Genomic DNA, 21,930 nt, shown 5'->3' with positions numbered 1-21,930 from the left:
AAGCCAATTAAGACATGCGTACAGGAGGGGTAAATTCCTTCACAAAGTAAGGTGCAATTGCACCGCCTTCGCTTAGTAATTTGTTTTTGTAATATTCTAGATATTCAGTCGTATCATGATCATTTGGATGAAAGTCTGGGCGTAAGTAGTCAAGAATTTGACCAATGGTGCTACCAAATACGCCATCTTTTGGACCAAAAATAAGCCCTACACCTCGGCGCGCGTCTTTCCAGAACTTTCTAGTTAACATTTCCTGTGGCTTTCTTAAAACAGGAATAAACAAGGTAGTAGCAGGAATTAGACCTAAAATAGTGAACAAAGCTAAGAAGAAACCAGAAGCTCGTAGTGGGTAGCTACCATTGAGTAATTGATAAACATCGTAGGCAATATCTTTATGCTCGGATTCTTCAAGCATATGCCACATCCATAACGCACGGCTTTTCGCATCGTCCGAATAGTAAAAGTTCTTCTCGTGCTTCATCATGTATTCAGCAAGTACAGCCGTAAAATGCTCAATACCAGCCATCATCGATAATTTCAGTGGTTGCGGGAATTTTAAAAACACATATTTGAAGAAGTTCTCGCCCAAGAAACGATATAAATCGACAGGGTACTCAACATCTTTAAGCGCATCGTTATATTCATTGTGCAATTTTGAATGGATGGCTTCTTGACCAATGAGGGAGGTAACGCGTTGCTTTAACACGGGGTCTTGAATAAATTCGCGGTGGTGACGAGCAGTTTCAATCACCAAATCTTCACCATAGGTTAGAAATACTGAAAGCGTAGCAAAAAAAATCGTCGCAAATTGATTGTCCATATAGAATCTGACATCAATTTCCTTTCCATCAAAACCAATATTTAAATGACGGATTGGGATAGATTTTTTACTGGCAAAATCTGGTAACTCGATTTCACGGTAAAATTTAATTTTGTTTAGTGATTTTTTAACTGTGGTCGAGATCATGGCGACACCTTCAGATCAATCAGTGATAGTGCGATATTGCTGAAAACCAAAAAGCTTTGATTTCCAACAGGGCACTGTAAATTCCATTTTCAAAAAGCAGTTTTCTCTGCTTACTGAGTACGGTGATGTTGCTCCGTTATTTGTTTGATTATTTGACTGAATAACGGAAAAAGAGGCGAATTTGATAAAATGAATCAACCTCTTTTTAGATTTTTTCATGTTAATCTGAGTTTATGTTCGGATTCAATTCGGGTAACTTTTCAATTTATTTAAGCTCAAATCTAATGTATAAATAAAATAAAAAATTAGTTTACAATTTTATTAATACATTGATTTTTATTTTAATATTTTATTTTCCTTTAAAAGTGATTTCCTAATAATAAAAGAACTCATAACTATGTTTTGCCATACCTCTAAAGAAATTGTGTCATGAAGTTTGACAAGTATTCGGATTTTGTTTTTTTATTAGGGTAGGGCTAAATTACATGCTAACCTGAGCTTATGTTCGGATTATTTATAAGAAAATATGTCTACGCGAAAACCCCGTCAGGCACGAGCCAAAGTCACTGTTGATACTATTATTGAAGCAGGTTTTATTGCCGTAGCATTGCATGGACCAAGTGGTACCACTACACGTCATATTGCAGAAATTGCAGGGGTGAGTGTTGGGTCACTTTATGAGTATTTTAAAAATAAAGAAGAAATCTATGATGCGATGAATCATTACTTTGTGAGTGAAATTCTCGACATGATTAAAGAGTTAACTCCTACAATTCTAGAGTTGGAGTTAGAGCCTGTTATCGAAATGATCTTTTATACATTTAGTGATTTATTAAAGAAAAATAATGACCGTTACTTAACCGTTTTACGTTATGCAGGTGAGTTGCAATACGACAAATATATTCCAAAAATTGAACAGGCTTTAATGGAAGTCATCATGAAATATATGATGCATAATCCTAAATATTTAAAAATTAATAACTTACCTGTCATTACTTACATTTGTATAAATAGTGGTATTTTTAACGTAGCAAGGCATCTTATTTTACCTAACCCATTTATTAGTTTTGATGAAATGGTGCAAGGGTTAACAACTATGATTATGAGCTATATCAATACAGAAATGGCACGCTCGGAAGACCATTCATAGTTTTTAATTTTTAATATATAAAAAAACACCTGCATATATCTATGCAGGTGTTTTGTTGATTATGGCATGGTTGGAACTTCTTCCGGACGCATATCAAAAATCAGAATTTCAGCATTATCACCATTAGTAAATGATAACTTGCCTCCATCACGAATTCGCGCAGCATCACCTGTGGTAAAGGTTTGACCGTTTACATCAATACGGCCTTTTGCCACATGTAGGTAAACATAGCGTCCTTCTGGAATTGCAAATTCTGCTGTTTCTTCGCCGTCAAAAAGACCTGAATAAATATTAATGTCTTGTTTGATCGACAAAGTTTTTTCGCCACCTGTTGGTGAAATCATCAAATGCAATTTACCGCGTTTGTCTTCCTCGGAAATATGCAATTGTTGATAGCCCGGTGTGGTGTTCACTTCGTTTGGAACAACCCAAATTTGCAAGAAGTGCACGTTTTCTTGTGCAGAGTGGTTAAATTCACTATGAGCAACACCACGACCTGCGCTCATTAATTGAATATCACCAGGCACAATCACCGAACCTGTACCCATTGAATCTTTATGTTCTAACGCACCTTCAAGCACATAAGAAATAATTTCCATATTGCGGTGAGGGTGAGTACCAAAACCTTTCGATGGAGCAACAGTATCATCATTAATCACAAGCAAATCTGAAAAGCCTACTTGTTTCGGGTCCCAATAATTTGCAAATGAAAACGTGTGTTTTGACCGTAACCAGCCATGATGTGCTGCACCACGCTCATGAGATAAACGCATATCAAACATGATTTATTATCCTCATTCAATTTTTTTCTCTGAATGCAGTTTATCGTTTTTATTTATGCAATGAAGCTCTAAAAACAGAAAGCTTGGTGTGATTTTTGGAACGCTGAAGTATTAAAATGATATACTATAAAAAATAGGCATAATGTTTCATTTATTATCTTTTTAAGCCATCTTTTTATCATTTTAGGACAAGTGTCCTTTATTTAAATCTTTATGAATAATATTAGCTTATATAAGTCGTTTAAAATAATCAAAAAATATTTAAATTGGCAAAAAGTTTCAATGTTGGTTGGCTTTTTTTGTCCTTGTTCGAGTAATGCATCAAGCGCACTATTTAACCTGATTTGGTGAATTTAACCTCGCTTAAGTTCATAAAACATGGCAAGGCAGATGTTTTCGAGCAAATTTTTGTTCTAGAGCAGTTAAAGATTGCAAGAAATAATTTAAAGACAACTTTACCTGTTTGATTCGACGCTGCCTTGTATTTAACAAATTTTATAGGGTGTCAAAAAATGGTCGCTCAAGCTATCCGAAATATTATTTCTCCTAAATCAGTTATGGCTCAGTATCAAAAGATAGATTTTTCAAATAAAGGATCTATCCCAATCCGCCATCTAAATATCGGATTTGATGGCAAAGAAATTGATATCGAGTTTTACGTCAACAATCAGTTTGCAACTTTGTTCTTTGCAACGCTTTCGGTTTTTTTGACTTATGGTGAAGATCTTGTCATCGAAACTGCTCGCCACCACCGTGAATTTATTCAAGACCCAGTTTTAAAACAGCGTGTTACTTCACTTATTGGTCAAGAGGCCATCCATTCAAAATTGCATAATGAATTCAATGATGCAATCAAAGAGCTGGAATATCCGGTCGATTTATATCGTTTCTTAGGTGAAAACTTCTTTAAATATGTGTTTTTAAAATTCCCACAGCCATTAAAGCTTTCACTTATGGCAGGCATTGAGCACTTTACGGCAGTTCTCGCTGAATACATGATGAAGCATGAAAAGAACTTTTATTATACCGACGATGCGAAAAGCCGAGCATTATGGATGTGGCATATGCTTGAAGAGTCTGAGCACAAAGATATTGCTTATGATGTCTATCAGGTTTTAAACGGTAACTATCCATTGCGTGCAACCGGTTTTCTAATGGCTTTCATTACCATTTTAGGGCTTATTCCAACGGCAACATTATTTGTGCCTGTACTGCGTAAGCCACAAGAAATGCTGACCAGAAAATTCTGGAAAGATGCACGTCGTGGCGTCAACTTAATTTTTAGTCCAAAAGATGGCGTATTCGGTAGCACCGTTGGCCAGATTCTGGATTATTTACGTCCAAGCTTTCATCCAAATGATCATGACACAACTCAATACCTTGAGTACTACAAAAAGAAATTACTTAACGAGGGCGGTGCAATTGCACCTTACTTTGTGAAGGAATTTACTCCACCAGTTCGTGCAGTTTCATAAGGCTGTTGGTCACGGCAGTAATACCCAAATTACTGTCGTCTCCCTAAAATTTTTTAGGATTTACTATGATTCTATTTGGTAAGAAAGACCAGCCTAGCAGAAACGCATATGCTGTTGTGACAGGGGCAGGTAGTGGAATTGGCCGTAGCTTTGCACTTGAATTGGCAAAACGCGGTGGCAACGTGGTATGTGCAGATATTAATTTAGAAGCTGCAGAAGAAACCGTAAAGTTAGTTGAACAGCTTGGACAAAAAGCTTTTGCAGTCAAGTGCGATGTTGGACAAGCAGAACAAGTACAGGTTTTGGCTGATCAAGCAGAGCAATTATTAGAGCATCCGGTAACACTGATTATTAATAATGCTGGCGTAGGTCTAGGCGGCAAATTTGATGAAATGAGTTTGGAAGACTGGAAGTGGTGTATGCACGTAAACCTATGGGGTGTTATTCATGGTTGTCATGCATTTGTGCCAAAGCTCAAAAAATTAGGTTATGGCGCAATTATTAATGTCGCTTCTGCCGCGTCTTATACTGCAGCACCAGAAATGAGTGTCTATAACGTAACGAAAGCGGGTGTATTGGCATTATCAGAAACCCTTTCAGCTGAGCTTCGCAAATTCAATATTAAAGTGAATGTGCTGTGCCCGACTTTGGTTCCGACCAATATCATTAAAAATGGTCGTATTCCAGGGCGCTATTCAAAACTAGCTGATCATGCACTCATGAATTATGCCATGACCACCAGTGATGCAGTTGCAACGTTAACATTGAACCGATTAGATCGAGGGCAGCTCTATACCACGCCACAGATCGACGCCAAATTATTCTGGCTTATGAAAAGAACGTCTCCAACGCTATATGCAAAGTTCCTTGGGCTTTCGTATCAGTTATTTAAATAAAATTTTGTATAGGCAGAAAAATTATGGTCACTAAACCTAGAACAAATACACGCACACGTAAAACCCAAGAAGTTGCACATGTTTATGACACTTTTATTGTCGGTGCAGGTATTTCTGGTTTAGCTGCAGCAATTAAGCTAAACGAAGCAGGCTTAACCAATTTTAAAATTATTGAGAAAGCGGGCCGCGTCGGTGGTACTTGGCGTGAAAACACGTATCCGGGTTGTGGTTGTGATGTTCCATCATCGCTTTATTCTTACTCCTTTGCGCCAAGTGCAAAATGGAGTCACTTATTTGCACGCCAACCGGAAATCTTAAGTTACTTAGAAGATGTAAGCCGTGAGTTTGATATTGAATCCTTAATTGAATTTAATACTGAACTATTAAAAGCAGAATGGGATAGCCTAGAAAATGTCTGGAAACTCGAGACAAGCTCTGGTTTATATATCGCTAAAACAGTCCTATTTGCTACTGGTCCAATTACTGAGGCTCAGATACCACGCCTTGAGGGTTTAGATACTTTTACTGGTGAAATGTTCCATTCAGCGAAATGGAACCATGATTATGACTTAACTGGTAAACGCATTGCCGTGATTGGTACTGGTGCATCTGCCATCCAGTTTGTGCCACAGATTCAACCTAAAGCAAAAGAGCTATTTGTGTTCCAACGTACAGCACCTTGGGTACTGCCAAAACCAGATACCGACTTGGGTGAGTTGAGTAAATCAATTATTGCGAAATATCCAAAAATTCAAGCCACTTGGCGACAGACTGTGGCGGGTACTTTAAATGTCATTAATTTTGGCTTACGCAATCCAAAAGCTTTAAAGCCTGTCAATTTTGCTGCGAAACAACTATTAAAGTTGCAAATTAAAGATCCGGTTCTACGTCAAAACGTAACACCTAATTTTGATATTGGCTGTAAACGTATTTTATTTGCCAATAACTACTATCCAGCGTTACAGGCATCTAACACTACACTTATTCCACATGGTCTGGTTAAAGTTGAAGGCAATACTGTTATTGCTGCCAATGGTGAACGTCACGAAGTTGATGTGATTATTTGGGGCACGGGTTTTGAAGTGTCTCATCCACCAATTGGTAAACGTGTACACAATGAGCAAGGACAATGTTTGGCTGATCTTTGGAAAGACTCTTCACCAGAAGCTTACTTAGGTACCAATATTGAAAATGTGCCGAATGCATTTCTTATGCTAGGACCTAATGTGTTGGTTTACGACTCCTTTATTGGTCTTGCTGAAGCACAACTGCAATATATTGTTGATGGTTTGCTACAAATGAAGGCAAAGGGGATTGCTAAACTTTCCGTTAAGTCAGAAGTGATTAAAAAGCATAATGAGCTTGTACAAAAACATCTGCAAACCACTGTATTTAATAGTGGCGGATGTAAAAGTTACTATCTCGATGCTAATGGCCGTAATTTTGCCGCATGGCCATGGTCTTTGAAAAAACTTAGACAACGTTTAAAACATTTAAAGTTAGAAGAATATGAAGTGGTGTATGAGGCTGATTTGATAAAGGCAAAACCTAAAGTTGAAGAAATTGTCGGTTAATTAATTTATAAAAGCCCATTTTGATTGATTGAAATGGGCTTTTTATTATTTGGGAATTGAATAAATAAATTAAAATTCAATCAATAATATAGTGAAGTTAAATTGAAAAATAAATTTAAATATACTTAAAAATAAAAGAGGGAAAGCAGTGTATATAAGTTTTTAATAAAAAAATATAGTGATTTTTAAAAATGAATTTTTAAGTGAAAAGTTTCTTTTTTAAGATTTTTTAAAATTGTAAATTAGAAAACATTTTTTATATCAATAGCTTGAGTGATTGGTAATTATTGTAAATAAATGTGAAAGTATTCACAAACTGGTTATTTTTTGTTAAGATCATTAACATTAAAAACATAGAGATAATAATAATGATCAATAAAGTATTAATAGTGTTGTGTGTGAGTATCGTGTTTGTATTAGGGTATTGGGCGTATTTAGATAGCCAAAATAAAAAACACCAAGAACTTATGCGAATTATTCAAGAAGCAGAAAAAAACTTGCAAACGATTGAGCGAAATCCTAACCGTGTTAGTCATAGCAATTTAGCTTCTTATACTTTGCAAAACTATCTCAGTGATAAAAAAGTTTTTTTCTAGTCAAAACTGTTGTTGTAACTTGCTTTAAAAAAGACTGTCATTGGTCATATCTTTTCATAAATTTTGATCATGTTGCGATTGAATCTGTTAAACTTATTTAACGTATAGTAAAAAAGCTGCATAGGGGTTATGCAGCTTTTTTGTGTTTCAAGAGGGGCTGTGTCTATTTTCTATGTATGAAATCAAAATTCAAATGAGTGGCATATTTGTTGCTTCATCTATTTGAGGTTTTTGTTTAGAGATCTGATCAGAAAAACAAGATTGCTCAGATACCTACATAGAAGTACATATTCCACAGCTCAGATTTTGCATAGAGGCTACTTATGGCGGCGCCCAATTCTTCGGCAGGCTGGTTAGAGCGTTTATTTAAGTTAAGCGACAATAAAACCACGTTTCGAACAGAAGTTCTTGCTGGTGTAACTACGTTTTTAACGATGTGTTACATCATCATTGTCAATCCACTCATTTTATCTGAAACCGGCATGGATCATGGCGCCGTATTCGTTGCAACCTGTTTGGCGGCAGCAATCGGTTGTTTAGTGATGGGTATTATTGCCAATTATCCAATTGCATTGGCACCGGGCATGGGGCTTAACGCTTATTTTACCTATTCGGTATGTATGGGCATGGGAGTGCCATGGCAGACGGCTTTAGCAGCTGTTTTTGTTTCAGGAATTGTCTTTCTTGCTATTAGCTTTTTTAAAGTTCGTGAAGCGATTGTCAATGCAATTCCAATGTCGCTTAAATTTGCGATAGGCGGGGGTATTGGTTTATTCCTTGCACTTATTGCGCTAAAAAATGCCGGCATTATTGTTGCCAATCAAGCGACATTGGTAGGTTTGGGTGATATTAAACAACCTACAGTGTTGTTGGCTTTATTTGGATTTTTACTGATTGTAGTTTTACATCAGCTTAAAGTTCGCGGTGCCATCATTATTAGTATTTTAGTCGTTACAGCAATTGCGACCGCTTTAGGCTTGAATCAATTTAAAGGTGTAGTAGGTCAAATCCCTTCAATTGCACCAACATTCATGCAAATGGACTTTAAAGGCCTGTTTACTGCAAGTATGGTCGGTGTCATCTTCGTATTCTTCATTGTTGACTTGTTTGACAGTACGGGTACTTTGGTTGGTGTTTCACACCGCGCAGGGCTTTTAAAAGATGGTAAATTACCACGTTTGAAAAAAGCATTATTTGCTGACTCTACGGCTATTGTTGCTGGTGCTGCATTGGGTACTTCATCAACTACGCCATATATCGAATCAGCTTCAGGTGTAGCAGCAGGTGGACGTACTGGTTTAACTGCAGTCGTTGTCGCTGTTTTATTTATCTGCTGTTTATTTTTAGCTCCTCTTGCTCAATCTGTGCCAGGTTTTGCAACAGCCCCAGCTTTATTATTTATCGGTGTACTTATGATCCAAGGGATCACGCACATTGATTGGGATGATATTACAGAAGCTGTTCCAGCCTTTTTAACGATTGTATTTATGCCATTCGCGTACTCAATTGCAGATGGTATTGCAATGGGCTTTATTAGCTATGCATTAGTTAAATTATTCACAGGTAAGGCAAAAACTGTTCCATACATGGTGTGGATTATTGCTGCTCTTTGGGTATTTAAATTTATCGCTTTTGGCGGTTAATACGATTTTTTATAATTTCCTTCTAGAACTATATTTCGTAATCGTTATATAAGAAGGAAGTTATTGAAGGGTGTGTTACCACACCCTTTTTTTCTTTAGATGTGGAGTTAATATGAATCAAGTCGAGCTGATTCAGGCCTTACCAAAAGCCGAGTTGCATGTGCATATTGAAGGGACATTTGAACCTGAATTAATGTTTGCTATTGCACAGCGTAATCAGATTCAGATTCCTTACAAATCTGTTGAAGAAGTAAAGCAAGCTTATAACTTTCATAATCTTCAATCATTTCTAGATATTTATTATGCTGGTGCAAATGTTCTTGTTCATGAGCAAGATTTTTATGATTTAGCATGGTCATATTTTGAGAAATGTGCAGAAGATCGTGTCGTTCATACAGAAATGTTCTTTGACCCGCAAACCCATACTGACCGTGGTGTTACTTTTGCGACAATAATCAATGGGCTTAAACGTGCATGTGCTGATGCAAAAGCTAAATTTGGTATTAGCTCTCAGCTCATTATGTGTTTCTTGCGTCATTTAAGCGAAGAAGCTGCATTTGAAACGCTTGAGCAAGCTTTACCGTTTAAAGAAGACATTATTGCCGTAGGGCTTGACTCAAGTGAAGTAGGTCATCCACCAGCTAAATTTGAACGTGTTTTTGCTAAGGCACGTGAAGAAGGCTTCTTAATCGTGGCTCACGCAGGCGAAGAAGGCCCACCTGAATATGTGTGGGAAGCTTTGGACTTGCTTAAAGTAAACCGTATTGACCACGGCGTGCGTTCTGAAGAAGACGAACAATTAATGGCTCGTTTAATTAATGAAAAAATGCCATTAACCGTTTGCCCTTTAAGTAACTTAAAGCTATGTGTTGTTAAGGATATGAAAGATCACAATATCCGTCGTCTGTTGCAAAAAGGCGTACACGTGACTGTTAACTCGGATGATCCTTCATATTTTGGGGGATATATGAATGATAACTTCGTTGCTATTCAGCAAGCCTTAGATTTAAGTAATGATGAGTTGAAGCAACTCGCAATTAACTCTTTTGAAGCTTCTTTCATTTCAGATGAAGAAAAACAAAAGTGGATTTCAGAAATCCAAAAAATCTAAATAAAAAAACCGCCTTTAATAGGCGGTTTTTTTAACATTGAAGTTATTTAGGTTGTTTGGTCATGCTGTTTAAAACATTGTCTTTATCCACAAAGTGATGTTTTAAAGCTGCCAGAACATGTCCAACAATAAGCAAACCTGCAAACCATGAAATATAAATATGTAATGGTTTAACAATCGCTAATAACTCAGGGTTGTCTTGTACTAAGCGTGGAATATTAAATAAATATAAAACTGGTGCAGGGTGACCAGCACTCCAGCTAAATAAGCAACCAGTAATAGGTAACGCTACTAAAATCACATAGAGTAATAAATGCCCAATGTGAGCCAAAGTTTTCATTGTTGGCGACATGGTGTCAGGCAACTTTGGGGCTGGATGGGTGTAACGCCAGAAAAGGCGAATAACCACTAGAAAGATAATGGTTGTGGCGATGTTTTTATGCAGTGTAATGACATCACCTTTAAAGCTGCCATCAGTATCATAACTTAAAAAATTTCCACTGTAGAAACCAATCACCCAAGCCGTAATGAAAATGATTGCCATAACCCAATGCAAAATCTGTGCAGTGCGGGTGTAGTATTGAGAGGATGAGGCAGGCATAAAAGACCCTAATTTTTTGTCATTTTAGCGCTAGATTTTATGGTAAAGCAGTATTTTTGAGAAATGTTGTTCTCGTAACGGAGCGTACTATAAACAGAACGCTTTAGCTGAAGCACATGATTAAATCAAACTGGAGTGTAGGAAAATTAGATTGCATAAATGCATCAATTTATTTGTTTCTTCTAAGCACGAGTTTAGGCAAAATACGCGCTGCTTACGTTCGATCAAAGGAAAAATGATGAAAAAATTGATGCTTGCTGTGGCACCAGTTGTTTTGGCTTTAACTGCATGTGCAACAACTCCTGGTACAGGTTCTGCAGAAACTACAACTCAACAGTTAGGTATGACTGCATTGAAAGTTGCTGTAAATGCAAAATGTATTACAGAAATTAATAATGTTCCTGCATGGAAAACAGCAACAAAGCTTATGACGGCTGAACAACGTGATAGTATTCAAACTAATGTTTGTGGCTGCGTAAGTGAAAAGGCACCAAACAGTGTTACTGCAGTTGATTTGGCTACTGCTGCACTTGACCCAGCTGCACGTGCAACAATAGTAACCCAAGTCGTTTCTAATACTGTAAATGCTTGCGTGGCTGAAGCTTTACAAAAGTAATTAATAATTTAAGTTTTAAAGAAGGCTGATTCATATTGATCAGCCTCTTTTTTTCATTGGAGTATACATGTTCGTTGCAGGCGTAGATGAGGCGGGGCGAGGCCCATTAGTGGGGTCGGTTGTTGCCGCAGCTGTTATTTTAGATCCGGAAAATCCGATTTTAGGACTAAACGATTCTAAAAAATTAACTGAAAAAAAACGTGAAAAGTTGTTTATTGAAATTCAGGAAAAAGCTTTAGCATGGTCAATTGCGGAAGCGACGCATGCAGAAATTGATGAGCTAAATATCCTACAAGCAACATTTCTAGCAATGAAGCGAGCAGTGGACGGCCTTAAAACACTGCCTGAAAAAGTTATTGTAGATGGCAACCAAATTCCCAAAGGAATCATTATTCCTTGTGAAGCAATTGTTGGTGGAGATGCGAGCCACGCCGAAATTAGTGCTGCCAGTATCTTGGCAAAAGTCGCACGTGATCGCCAAATGGCAGAATTAGATCAACAGTATCCATTATTTGGATTTGCCAAACATAAAGGCTATCCAACAAAAGCACACTTTGAAGCGATTGCAGCTCACGGGGTGATCGATCAACACCGTCGTAGTTATGCACCGGTTAAACGTGCATTAGGACTATAAATTTATATACTCCCAAAAAATTTAAAGCGACTAGAAAGTCGCTTTAATTAGGGAGAGAATAACTTCATACTAACGATTGAAGTTTTTCTGTGCATAATTATCATCTTCATATGAAACTTGATAATCTTGATCAAGATGTTGAAGGTGTTCATGCATTGCACGTTCATGTTGAATACGTTGATAAATTTCTTCGCGATGAACAGAAACCTCTTTTGGCGCATTCACACCAATTCGAACCTGGTTTCCTTTGACGCCAAGCACAGTAACACTGACTTGATCCCCAATCATTAATGTTTCCCCGACACGGCGGGTCAGAATCAGCATGTTTATCTCCTTGCTAAACGCTTAAAACTGCAATATTGGTACCCAAATAAAAGCTCAACCTCAGTTTTCAGTCAGATTCTAACAGAAATATGAGAACAAAGTCATATTTTGATAATCACTGCCAAAAAACTTTCCGTTTAATATAACAGAGCCGCTATAAAAAAAACTATAGCGGCTCTGTGTTTTCTTTGATTATTGTCGGACAAGTAAACATTTTTTAATGAATTCTTGACCGTTTGGTAAAATTAAGCGCGGGCGCTGCTTTCACCATGTTCGCGATCTAAACCAAATGCGGTATGTAGGCAACGAACTGCAAGTTCAAGATATTTCTCATCAATAATGACAGAAACTTTAATTTCAGAAGTTGAAATCATAAGGATGTTAATGCCTTCATCAGCAAGGGCAGTGAACATTTTGCTCGCTACACCTGCGTGTGAACGCATACCAACACCAACGATAGATACTTTAACGATGTCATCACGTGTTGAAACTTCACGCGCGCCAATATTTTTAGCAGTTTCGTTTAAGATTTTTTCAGCTTTCGCTAAATCAACGCGGTTTACAGTGAAAGTGAAATCTGTTGTGCCATCTTCTTCAACATTTTGCACTATCATATCGACTTCGATATTGGCATCACTTACTGGTGATAAGATTTTAGAAGCAATACCTGGTTCATCAGGCACACCTAAAATCGTTAATTTTGCTTCGTCACGGTTAAAAGCAATACCTGCAATGATTGGTTGTTCCATATTGTCTTCCGCCTCAGTCGTAATGAGTGTACCTACATTTTCTTTAAATTCGTCGTCAAAAACGCCATCGTTATCATTATCAAAGCTTGATAATACACGTAAAGGAACTTGATATTTCCCGGCAAACTCTACTGAGCGAATTTGTAAAACTTTAGAACCTAATGATGCCATTTCTAGCATTTCTTCAAAAGAAATACGGTCGATTTTTTTGGCTTTAGGAGCAACACGAGGGTCAGTGGTGTAAACGCCATCTACATCGGTATAGATCTGACATTCGTCAGCTTTTAAAGCAGCAGCAAGAGCAACACCAGAAGTATCTGAACCACCTCGGCCTAGTGTTGTAGTATTTCCATTTGCATCAAAGCCTTGGAAACCAGCAACCACAATAACACGGCCTGCATCTAGGTCATTGGTCATGACATCTGTATCAATAGACTCGATACGCGCCTTGGTAAATGCACTGTCAGTTTTAATACCGACTTGACGTCCGGTATAGGATTTAGCTTCCACACCAATCGAATTAAGTGCCATAGCTAACATGGAAATCGTCACCTGTTCACCGGTTGAAACCATTTGGTCTAACTCACGTGGGTCAGGTGTTTCGGTAATGGCTTTAGCGAGGGCAAGTAAGCGGTTTGTTTCACCACTCATTGCAGATACGACCACAACAACCTTGTGACCGTGATCATGCCAACGCTTCACACGACGAGCAACATTTAAAATGCGCTCGGGGGTACCCATAGAAGTACCGCCATATTTTTGAACGATTAATGCCATAGTTGTTCCATATAAGCCATGACCCTGAGAGGCTTTTCAGGGTCAGTTACACAAAAAGTGAAGTCTTATTTTTGTTCAAGCCAAGCAGGCAATGCTGCAATAACTTGTCCAAACTTCTCGTTAAGTGGCGCGCCACCTTGTGCTAAGTCAGGTTTACCACCACCTTTACCACCTAACTCAGTTGCTAGATGTTTGATGATGTCACCTGCTTTTAGATTTGCAGTGTATTGCGACGCGACTGATGCAAGCAGGCTGACCTTGTCACCCTCTACACCTGCTAACACAATCACTGCATTCTCTAATTTTGATTTCACACTGTCATGCAAGTTGCGAAGCGCTTTTGCATCAACACCTTGAACAGTAGTGATAAGCGTTTGACGATCAGCAATCGTTTGTACCTGATCAATCAAGTCAGCCGCTTGGAAGTTTGCCAATTTCTGGTTGAGTTGTTCAATCTGCTTTTGTAATGCAGAAACAAGTTCTACATTAGCCTGTACACGCTCAACAGTTTGGTCTTTCTGTGCTTTTAGTAAGCTATTAATGTGCTGAATATCGTTGTCAGCTTTTTGTACCACTTCTAACGCTTTAGTACCAGTCACTGCTTCAATACGACGTACACCAGCAGCTACACCACCTTCAGAAGTGATTTTGAATAAACCAATATCACCTGTACGTTTTACGTGAATACCACCACAAAGTTCGATTGAGAAGTTTTTCTCATCAATGACTGAACCCATAGAAAGTACACGTACTTCATCACCATATTTTTCACCGAACAACATCATTGCGCCTTTTGCTTTCGCAGCTTCAATGTCGAGAAGTTCAGTCGTTACTGGAGTGTTGGCAATAACTTCAGCATTTACGAGACGTTCAACTTGTTGTAATTGTTCAAATGAAACAGGTTGGTCATTTGCAAAGTCAAAACGTAAGATATCGCTTGCAACTAAAGAACCTTTTTGTTGTACATGTGAACCTAAGATTTGACGAAGGGCAGCATGTAACAAGTGAGTTGCTGAATGGTTGCGCGCAGTAGCTTCACGAATGTCTGCTTTAACAATCGCTTCTACATTTTGATTTGCTTTGAGGTTACCAACAGTCACAATACCTTGATGAACAAAAGCACCGCCTGACTTTTTGGTGTCTTGAACTTCAAAAATACCAGTTTCGTTTTTGAAGATACCTGTATCACCAATCTGACCACCACTTTCTGCATAGAAAGGAGTTTGGTTTAAAACGATTAGTGCCTCGTCACCTTCAGAAACTTCATCAACTTGTACGCCATCTTTATAGATCGCTACAATTTCACCTTGACCAGTGGTGTTAATGTAACCGTCGAATTGAGTTTCACCTTCAACTTTTACAATGTTGTTATAGTCAACTGCAAACTTACCAGCATCACGTGCACGTTGACGCTGTGCAGCCATTTCAACTTCAAAACCAGCTTCATCAATAATAAAGCCACGTTCACGTGCAATATCAGCCGTTAAGTCTGTTGGGAAGCCGTAAGTGTCGTAAAGTTTAAATACAGTCGCACCAGGAATAGTTTTGTCTTTTAACTGAGCAAGTTCACCTTCAAGTAGTTTTAAACCTTGCTCAAGTGTTTTAGCAAACTGTTCTTCTTCACGAATTAAAGTTGCTTCAATCACGTCTTTACGTGCTGCAAGTTCTGGGTATGCATCACCCATAACTTCAATTAAAGGTTGCAACATTTTGTAGAAGAACGTACCAGTTGCACCAAGCTTGTTACCATGACGCACAGCACGACGGATAATACGGCGAAGTACATAGCCACGGCCTTCATTGCTTGGGTTTACACCATCAGCAATCAAGAAACAGCAAGAACGTGCATGGTCTGCAACAACACGTAAAGAAGGCTGCCCTTCGTCTTCAATACCAATAATGTTTGCAGCAGCTTTTAATAAGTGTTGGAACAGGTCAATGTCATAGTTTGAATTAACATGTTGCAATACAGCAGAAATACGCTCTAAGCCCATACCTGTATCTACAGATGGAGCTGGAAGAGGGTGAAGCACGCCATCAGCAGTACGGTTAAACTGCATGAAAACGTTGTTCCAGATTTCAATGAAACGGTCGCCATCTTCTTCAGCAGAACCAGGTAAACCACCCCAAATGTGGTCACCGTGGTCAAAGAAAATTTCAGAACATGGACCACATGGACCTGTATCACCCATTGCCCAGAAGTTATCTGAAGCGTATTTTTCGCCTTTGTTATCACCAATACGGATAATACGCTCTGGTGCTAAACCAATTTCTTTATTCCAGATGTCGTAAGCTTCGTCATCGGTGTGATAAACCGTTACATATAAGCGGTCTTTCGGTAAAGCAAGCCATTGTTCGCTGGTTAAAAATTCCCAAGCAAAATTAAGTGCATCACGTTTGAAATAGTCACCAAATGAGAAGTTACCTAACATTTCAAAGAATGTATGGTGACGAGCTGTATAGCCGACGTTATCTAAATCGTTATGTTTACCACCTGCACGTACACATTTTTGTGATGTTGTGGCACGTACATAGTCACGTTTCTCAAGACCTAAAAAACAGTCTTTAAACTGGTTCATCCCAGCATTTGTAAATAATAAAGTTGGGTCGTTGGCAGGAACAAGAGAACTCGACGCGACACGTGTATGCCCTTGCGTTTCAAAGTAGCGCAAAAATGCTTCACGAATTTCAGCAGATGTCATTAAACGAGTACTCACAACCAAGTCACTCCATATTTTCGAATTTGGCTAAAAGCATCACTACAAGTTTGTTTGTTCACAAATCTTGCATGTGATACGGGGCTTATTTTTAAAAAACGCTAAATTGTAACGGAAAAACCCCACCGAACCAACGATTTTAGAGGGAATATCTTACAAAACTGTGATTTGGCTAAAAATCTATATTCAATTAGCCTTCACGTGTTTTACTATATGCCTTCTTTCGTTTCTGGTTTTGTAGATAAGGATAGGTCATGCAACGTATCGCCATTAATGGGTTTGGCCGGATTGGACGTAATGTTTTACGTGCTTGGTTTGAAAGCCCTAAACAATTTCATTTTGAAATCGTGGCGATTAACGATATAGCAGATGTACAAACACTAGTGCATTTATTCAAATATGATACAACCCATGGCCGTTTTAATGGCAAAGTTGACATAGCTATTGAAAATGAAAAGATTTATTTAAATATTCAATCAAACCAGCGAAATCTGAAAGTTGAAGTTCTTCAGCAAAAACAACCAGAACTTTTACCATGGGCAAGCTTGCAAATTGATGTTGTACTCGAATGTACTGGATTGTTCCGTTCTCATGCTGATGCAACACGCCACCTAGAAGCAGGGGCGAAGCGGGTCATTATTGGGGCAGCACCTTTTGATCATGTCGATGCGGCAATTGTCTATGGCGTTAACCATGCAGATGTAAAAGCAACTGATCAAATCATATCTAGTGTGTCATGTACTACGCAGGCTTTAGTGCCATTAGTAAAAATTATTGATGATGCATTTGGTATTGAAACTGCGCTCATGACCGAAATTCATGCAGTAACAGCAGATCAGTCTGTTCTTGATCATGCGCATCGTGATTTACGTCGTGCTAGAGCTTCTGGGCAAAATATTATTCCCACTACGTCTAGTGCACTTGGCGCATTAAAACGTGTGATGCCGAAAATGGAAGACCGTATTGATGGCTACTCAATTCGAGTTCCTACTATTAATGTGGCTGCAATTGATTTAACGTTTATCGCACAATCACCAATTACTGTTCATCATATTAATGAGTTGCTGATTAAAGCTTCTCAAACAGATTATGCAGAAATTATGGCAGTAACTGATGAACCGCTAGTTTCAAGCGATTTTAATCATTCACCTTATTCACTTATTGTTGATTTAACTCAAACTATGGTTGTGGGACATCAAGCTAAAGTATTTGCTTGGTACGATAACGAATGGGGTTATGCAAATCGATTATTAGATTTGTGCAATTCTTTTTGAATATATATTTAAATATTTTAAGGATATTAAGTTAACTTAATATCCTTTTTTAATGGTTAATATAAATCTCTAATAGAAATGCTTGAAAATAAAAAATTAGTTTTGGTGTTGTATGTGACTATTTCTGTTTGTATGATTCGCAAACATTAAAATTTTAACTATAGAGTTCATATGAAATTTAACTCAAAAAGAATAAGTGGTTTTTTAATTATCACATCTACTATTATTTTAACTGCATGTACTGGTGAAGGTTCAGATCAAGACACTAATGGTCAAACTGACAGTAATTTAGAAAAAGATACCGCGATTTATCAAGTGTATTATCAACCTTCGGATATCTCTTCTGAGGTTTATAGTGATTATTTTGAAATAGCTAAATATCCTATTCAAAATAATGAAATATTTTTTGCAAAGTCACATAACCAACCACTAGAAAAAGAACTTTTAACAGAACAGAAAGTTTTAAATAAGGGAACACTACAAACAAACATTGTAAAAAGGTTAACACCGAGCAGTTGGACTTATGAGCTAACACCAAGTTTAAAACAAAACTTAAATTTTGAAATTGTTAAAATAGATGGCGAAAAAATCTTTGATCGAGTATTGCCAGGCTATAAAGAAAATAAGAATTTAGATACAGGACTTCATAATCAGCTTGATAAAAGTTTAATTGACTTCTATCGAAATTATAAAAATGTTACCTTCCCAAAAGGTAGCTATTGCTATCGTTTAAAAGAAACTCAATGGAATCAATCTTATATTTCTTATATATCTAGTTTTAATTCAAATCCTTCTTTTAGTCAGACAAAACAGTCAATCGGCGAAAGATATAATAACTTAGGTACAGATAAAAAGTATTTTAGGCTTCTAAACTCGCAGTGGTATGGCTATAACTTAACTGTTTTAGAAAACTTGGAAACAGGCGATATTCAAAGTGCGCTGGGAAATAATAATGACCAGTCTGCTTCTATGGATTTTGTATCAAGCAGTTTATGGGATGCTGATAGAAGTTTGGCCTATGAGAAGTCTCATCTGTATTCTGTCGATGATAACCCGCTTAATGAAGTGCATTCATTAATTGCTTTTAGACAAAAGTTAAAAATAGCAAGTCTTGAAAAAGGTTGTTTTGCTTTTAATACTCAAGCAGCTCAAGCTATTCAAAAGCTAAATTTGGTTAATTGGAAACAAGGCGATAGTTCAGATATTGGCCCATTCTTTGGTCGAATAACTTTTGATTATGATTTAAGCAAAGCGCAGTAAGATATTGAATGTTATTATTAATTGTTTAAATCTTCTTTTTGACTTTAGAGTTTATTCAGAAAGATTTATGCAAATTGTAAGGTGCATGGCACAAAGTATCATGCTACACTAAGAGAAATCGGGTGTGTTCCCGATTTTTTTATGTGGGGTCGTTCCACGTTGATCAGATTTTAGGCTTGAAATATGACCATTTCAGAGACATGGTTGCTGCCTGACGGGGTAGCAGATGTATTGCCGGAACAGGCGCAAGTCATTGAAAAACTTCGCCGTGAAGCTATCGATTTCCTCGCAGTAAGAGGTTATCAACTGGTATATACACCATTTATCGAATACATCGAATCGTTGTCTTCATTATCAGAATTAAATCAAGACTTGGATTTAGTAACTTTTAAAGTCATTGACCAGCTTTCAGGCCGTTTACTTGGCATCCGTGCTGACATGACACCGCAAGTTGCACGTATTGATGCACATGTAAGACCCGTTGAAGGTGTTGCACGTTACTGTTATGCAGGGACTGTATTACATACAAAACCACAAAATTTTAATGCGACTCGTGCACCTTTACAATTGGGTGCAGAGCTATATGGCCACGATAGTATCGAAGCTGACGTCGAAATGGTCGATGTTATGCTCGGGCTAATTGAGAACATTTATACTTTACAAGGCGCTCATCTAGATTTGGGCCATGTAGGTTTGTTCCGTAGTCTAGTAAAGTACGCTGGTCTGTCAAAAAATGAAGAACATGAGCTGTCTGATCTATACCAAAGAAAAGCATTGCCAGAGTTAGCAGAATTTACTCAAAACCTAAATATGGGTTCTGATTTTTATGCGCTTGGTCGCTATTCAAGTGATTTAGATGCACTACAGGCAAATTTAAGTGCAAACATATTACAAGATGCTGAATTTAAAGCAGCATTAGACGCACTTAAAACAACACTTGACCAAATTAAAAATCGTTGGCCAGCACTGAACGTCGGAATTGACGTCGTTGAACTTCGTAGCTACCACTATCACACTGGTTTGATGTATGCAGTTTATGCACCAAACCGTGCTGCACCTTTAGCACAGGGTGGTCGCTATGACGGTATTGGTGAGCACTTTGGTCGTGCGCGTCCTGCTACTGGTTTTAGTTGTGATTTATATGCATTAGGTGCAAATCAATTCGCTGAGATTGAAACAGTAGTTGCACCTAAAGGTACAGATACAGATTTGCTTAAAGCAATTGCAAATGCACGTTCACAAGGCTTACGTGTGGTTCAATTGTTAGGTAATGATGATTTAACTTCTATTCCATATGCCACACATCAATTGGTGTTGCAAAATGGACAATGGAATATTGAAAAGATTTAAACGCCAACAGTATTTTACTGATGGTTTCCAATTTTAACAGCATGATGTAATGAGGCTATTATGGGCAAAAATGTTGTGGTACTTGGTACCCAATGGGGCGACGAAGGTAAAGGTAAAATCGTCGACCTGCTCACAGATCAAGCGGCTGCGGTAGTACGTTATCAAGGCGGACATAACGCAGGTCATACTCTTGTCGTAGGTGGTAAAAAGACTGTATTGCACCTCATTCCATCAGGCATTTTACGTGAAAACGTATTGTGCTTAATTGGTAATGGCGTGGTGCTTTCACCAGCAGCACTAATTGAAGAAATGGGAATTTTGGAAGCTGAAGGTGTTCCAGTTAAGGAACGTCTACGCATTTCTCCAAACTGTCCACTTATTTTGCCTAACCACATTGCTCTTGATCAGGCTCGTGAGAAGAAACGTGGTAACGCTAAAATTGGTACTACAGGTCGTGGTATCGGCCCTGCGTACGAAGACAAAGTAGCTCGCCGTGCAGTGCGTGTTGCTGACCTTGTTCGTGGTGGTGCAGCGCTAGAAGAGAAACTTCAAGAAATGCTTGAGTTACATAACTTCCAGTTAACTCAGTTCTACGGTGTAGAAGCTGTTAAATTTGAAGATGTATTGGCTCTTTGCAACCAATGGCGTGAAGTTCTTGCTCCATTAGTGATTGACGTGACTAAAGTATTGCATGACTACCGTAAAGAAGGTAAAGCTGTGATGTTTGAAGGAGCTCAAGGTTCACTTCTAGACATCGACCACGGTACTTACCCGTATGTGACTAGCTCAAATACAACGGCTGGTGGTGTAAGCTCGGGTTCTGGTATGGGGCCTTTACATCTTGATTATGTATTGGGTATTACTAAAGCTTATACAACACGTGTAGGTGCTGGACCATTCCCAACTGAATTGGTTTACGATGCTGCAACTGACTCTGGTGATGCAATTGGTAAACACCTCGGTACTGTAGGTCATGAATTTGGTGCTTCTACTGGTCGTCAACGTCGTTGTGGTTGGTTTGATGCCGAAATCCTACGTCGTTCTGTAGACGTTAACTCACTTTCAGGTATTTGCTTAACTAAACTTGACGTTTTAGATGGTTTAGAAGAAGTAAAAATCTGTGTAGGTTATGAAAATACTGATTCAGGTTGCGTAGGCTCTTCTGATGCGGTTTCTTTTGAATGCTTGAAACCAATTTATGAAACTATGCCAGGTTGGAGCGAGTCAACTGTTGGTTTGACTAGCATCGATCAATTACCTGCAAATGCTTTGGCTTATGTGAAACGTATTGAACAATTAATCGAATGTCCGATTGATATCGTTTCAACTGGTCCAGACCGCGCAGAAACAATTGTTTTACGTCATCCGTTCTCTGCTTAATTCGCAAAGATGATAAAAGCCTCCTGAAAAGGGGGCTTTTTTTATATCCGACTA

Annotated in this window: 19 protein-coding genes; 13 read left to right on the top strand and 6 right to left on the bottom strand. The window is 38.1% G+C overall.

Translation table 11 applies throughout. The features are described 5' to 3' along the window. Positions 1 to 7: 7 nt before the first annotated feature. Complete coding sequence (locus ACLCEG_RS05115; RefSeq protein ID WP_004702813.1) at positions 8 to 967, bottom strand: metal-dependent hydrolase; 960 nt, start codon at positions 965 to 967, stop codon at positions 8 to 10. Between the two features lie 526 nt (positions 968 to 1,493). Here ACLCEG_RS05115 and ACLCEG_RS05110 point away from each other — a divergent pair. Then, complete coding sequence (locus ACLCEG_RS05110) at positions 1,494 to 2,117, top strand: TetR/AcrR family transcriptional regulator (protein WP_002156858.1); 624 nt, start codon at positions 1,494 to 1,496, stop codon at positions 2,115 to 2,117. Between the two features lie 59 nt (positions 2,118 to 2,176). Here the strand turns inward: ACLCEG_RS05110 and ACLCEG_RS05105 are convergent, their stop codons facing one another. Continuing rightward, on the bottom strand, positions 2,177 to 2,899 hold the full coding sequence (locus ACLCEG_RS05105) for a pirin family protein (RefSeq protein ID WP_410566336.1): 723 nt from the start codon (positions 2,897 to 2,899) through the stop codon (positions 2,177 to 2,179). Between the two features lie 557 nt (positions 2,900 to 3,456). On the opposite strand from ACLCEG_RS05105, the gene ACLCEG_RS05100 reads away from it, so the two are divergent. From ACLCEG_RS05100 to ACLCEG_RS05075, 6 genes are all read left to right on the top strand, one after another. Continuing rightward, positions 3,457 to 4,374 carry a metal-dependent hydrolase gene (locus tag ACLCEG_RS05100; protein ID WP_228156349.1) on the top strand — a complete coding sequence of 306 codons (918 nt, stop codon included), beginning with the start codon at positions 3,457 to 3,459 and terminating at the stop codon, positions 4,372 to 4,374. 65 nt (positions 4,375 to 4,439) lie between these two features. Next, on the top strand, positions 4,440 to 5,270 hold the full coding sequence (locus tag ACLCEG_RS05095) for an SDR family NAD(P)-dependent oxidoreductase (RefSeq protein ID WP_004702805.1): 831 nt from the start codon (positions 4,440 to 4,442) through the stop codon (positions 5,268 to 5,270). A 23-nt stretch (positions 5,271 to 5,293) separates the two neighbouring features. Next, positions 5,294 to 6,844 (top strand): NAD(P)/FAD-dependent oxidoreductase, encoded by a 1,551-nt coding sequence (locus ACLCEG_RS05090; RefSeq protein ID WP_343570138.1) that lies wholly within the window; start codon positions 5,294 to 5,296, stop codon positions 6,842 to 6,844. A gap of 368 nt (positions 6,845 to 7,212) precedes the next feature. Then, a complete protein-coding gene (locus tag ACLCEG_RS05085) occupies positions 7,213 to 7,440 on the top strand; it encodes a hypothetical protein (RefSeq protein ID WP_004702801.1) in 228 nt (75 codons plus the stop codon). Between the two features lie 323 nt (positions 7,441 to 7,763). Beyond that, positions 7,764 to 9,083, top strand: a complete 1,320-nt coding sequence (locus ACLCEG_RS05080) for an NCS2 family permease (RefSeq protein ID WP_004702799.1) — start codon at positions 7,764 to 7,766, stop codon at positions 9,081 to 9,083. A 112-nt stretch (positions 9,084 to 9,195) separates the two neighbouring features. Next, positions 9,196 to 10,194: an adenosine deaminase gene (locus tag ACLCEG_RS05075; RefSeq protein WP_410566332.1), complete on the top strand. Its 999-nt coding sequence runs from the start codon at positions 9,196 to 9,198 to the stop codon at positions 10,192 to 10,194. 43 nt (positions 10,195 to 10,237) lie between these two features. On the opposite strand, the gene ACLCEG_RS05070 is transcribed toward ACLCEG_RS05075, so the two are convergent. Next, on the bottom strand, positions 10,238 to 10,795 hold the full coding sequence (locus tag ACLCEG_RS05070) for a cytochrome b (RefSeq protein WP_086496971.1): 558 nt from the start codon (positions 10,793 to 10,795) through the stop codon (positions 10,238 to 10,240). A 238-nt stretch (positions 10,796 to 11,033) separates the two neighbouring features. Between ACLCEG_RS05070 and ACLCEG_RS05065 the strand changes: the two genes are divergently transcribed. Together ACLCEG_RS05065 and rnhB are read left to right on the top strand one after the other, a co-directional pair. After that, complete coding sequence (locus ACLCEG_RS05065; RefSeq protein WP_077166139.1) at positions 11,034 to 11,411, top strand: hypothetical protein; 378 nt, start codon at positions 11,034 to 11,036, stop codon at positions 11,409 to 11,411. 67 nt (positions 11,412 to 11,478) lie between these two features. Then, positions 11,479 to 12,045, top strand: a complete 567-nt coding sequence (gene rnhB / locus ACLCEG_RS05060) for a ribonuclease HII (RefSeq protein ID WP_107973657.1) — start codon at positions 11,479 to 11,481, stop codon at positions 12,043 to 12,045. A gap of 69 nt (positions 12,046 to 12,114) precedes the next feature. On the opposite strand, the gene csrA is transcribed toward rnhB, so the two are convergent. The 3 genes from csrA to alaS all read right to left on the bottom strand — a co-directional run bounded on the left by csrA (position 12,115) and on the right by alaS (position 16,597). After that, entirely contained in the window at positions 12,115 to 12,369 is a 255-nt protein-coding gene (csrA, locus tag ACLCEG_RS05055) for a carbon storage regulator CsrA (protein WP_000906487.1), read from the bottom strand. 245 nt (positions 12,370 to 12,614) lie between these two features. Continuing rightward, complete coding sequence (locus ACLCEG_RS05050; RefSeq protein WP_004702788.1) at positions 12,615 to 13,895, bottom strand: aspartate kinase; 1,281 nt, start codon at positions 13,893 to 13,895, stop codon at positions 12,615 to 12,617. A 65-nt stretch (positions 13,896 to 13,960) separates the two neighbouring features. Further along, a complete protein-coding gene (alaS, locus tag ACLCEG_RS05045) occupies positions 13,961 to 16,597 on the bottom strand; it encodes an alanine--tRNA ligase (protein ID WP_049063549.1) in 2,637 nt (878 codons plus the stop codon). A 269-nt stretch (positions 16,598 to 16,866) separates the two neighbouring features. Here alaS and ACLCEG_RS05040 point away from each other — a divergent pair, with 269 nt between their 5' ends. The 4 genes from ACLCEG_RS05040 (at position 16,867) to ACLCEG_RS05025 (ending at position 21,876) form a co-directional block, all read left to right on the top strand. Beyond that, the gene (locus ACLCEG_RS05040) at positions 16,867 to 17,886 is read left to right on the top strand and encodes a type I glyceraldehyde-3-phosphate dehydrogenase (RefSeq protein WP_004702784.1); all 1,020 of its coding nucleotides are present in this window, start codon (positions 16,867 to 16,869) and stop codon (positions 17,884 to 17,886) included. 171 nt (positions 17,887 to 18,057) lie between these two features. Next, the gene (locus ACLCEG_RS05035; protein ID WP_410566328.1) at positions 18,058 to 19,146 is read left to right on the top strand and encodes a hypothetical protein; all 1,089 of its coding nucleotides are present in this window, start codon (positions 18,058 to 18,060) and stop codon (positions 19,144 to 19,146) included. 183 nt (positions 19,147 to 19,329) lie between these two features. Further along, complete coding sequence (locus ACLCEG_RS05030) at positions 19,330 to 20,496, top strand: ATP phosphoribosyltransferase regulatory subunit (RefSeq protein ID WP_019458153.1); 1,167 nt, start codon at positions 19,330 to 19,332, stop codon at positions 20,494 to 20,496. A gap of 60 nt (positions 20,497 to 20,556) precedes the next feature. Then, positions 20,557 to 21,876, top strand: coding sequence for an adenylosuccinate synthase (locus tag ACLCEG_RS05025; RefSeq protein WP_004702779.1), 1,320 nt, complete (start codon positions 20,557 to 20,559; stop codon positions 21,874 to 21,876). The last annotated feature ends 54 nt before the right edge of the window (positions 21,877 to 21,930 follow it).

The sequence above is a fragment of the Acinetobacter sp. H1(2024) genome, assembly GCF_046557555.1.
GTDB classification, from domain to species: Bacteria; Pseudomonadota; Gammaproteobacteria; order Pseudomonadales; family Moraxellaceae; genus Acinetobacter; species Acinetobacter seifertii.
Note: the sequence above shows the minus strand (reverse complement) of the source record. Positions and strands in the feature narration are given on the sequence as shown.